Origin of the sequence: Micromonospora haikouensis (assembly GCF_900091595.1) — a bacterium.
GTDB classification, from domain to species: domain Bacteria; phylum Actinomycetota; class Actinomycetes; order Mycobacteriales; family Micromonosporaceae; genus Micromonospora; species Micromonospora haikouensis.
The window spans coordinates 1-1,128 of record NZ_FMCW01000096.1 but is presented as its reverse complement, the minus strand read 5'-3'; the positions used below and the strand labels follow the sequence as shown (position 1 = coordinate 1,128).

The window sequence follows — 1,128 nt, the reverse complement described above, 5'->3', positions numbered from 1 at the left end:
AAACTCGTCGAACGCCCCACCGCCGATCCGGTCACGACCGACACCGCAGCCGCCTGATCAAGATTCCTCATCCACAAGTCTTGACTATTGCTCTCGCCGCGCAGGCCGGGGCAGCTTCGGGTAGTGATCGGGCCTGGGAGCCCACCGAAGCAGGTCAACTGAGGGCCGGCAGCCGAGGGCTTCGTTCTTGATCCCGATCCTGCGCCAGGTTGCATGCCGACGACAGCCTGATTGATCAACTCCCGCCACAATGCTGCAGCTGCTCCAACAGCCGGTCGTGACGCTGGTCGAGCTTCCCAAACCACTCGGCAAGGGGCGCGGCGGCCGCCCTGTCCACTGGTAGCTACGGCTCTCCTGAAGCGCGATCATCGTCATCCGCCGAACGATCACCCGGGCGGGGGCAGCGCAGGGAGGCGAGGCACTCGTAGAGCCCTGGGGCTGGTGCTCACGAGCCGCGGTGGGCGATCGTCACGTAGGACCGGAATCCGTTTGTGGCTTCCAGCACGGTTGGCCACGCCGGGCCAGGGCTGCCACAGGCGGACCCTACCCGGAGGAGGCATTCGGGTAATCTGTGGCTCAGCGGGCCGTTAGCTCAATGGCAGAGCTGAGGACTTTTAATCCTTAGGTTCTGGGTTCGAGTCCCAGGCGGCCCACCGCTGAGCTGGGAAAATGGACCGATATCACTTCGCGTCGTCGCCCTTTGTGCGAAAATTGTCGGACTCTGACCTTGGGCTTACGAGCATCCGCGAGCACCCCGCTCGGTGATGGCAGCTGGGGCGCGTTGCGTCACCGCCGGCCTGGGCGAGGGCTTGAGCGCGGTGGTCGACCCCCTCACCGCAGGCGACCAGGTGCCGCGGCGGGGTGTTTGTTGCAGTAGTTCAGCCCTTGCAGCCCGGCCCACAAGACCAAGATCACCGCGGGGATTGGCCTGGTCGGAAGCAGACGAAGTCAGGCCGTCGCTGTGGCCTTGCCTTGAACGCCGCCGTGCTGCAATCGATCGGTGGCGAGCGGATGCGGATCATGGTTGGCGGGGTGCTGTGTGGTTGCCCGGTAGGGTCGGTGGTCGTGCAGAGGTTGGTGCTCTTCGATCTCGACAACACGTTGGTGGACCGGGATGAGGCGTTTCGC

At 64.9% G+C, this 1,128-nt stretch carries 1 tRNA gene; it reads left to right on the top strand.

From position 1 onward, the window contains the following. Positions 1–581 precede the first annotated feature (581 nt). Positions 582–653, top strand: a tRNA-Lys gene (locus tag GA0070558_RS32645). Positions 654–1,128 lie beyond the last annotated feature (475 nt).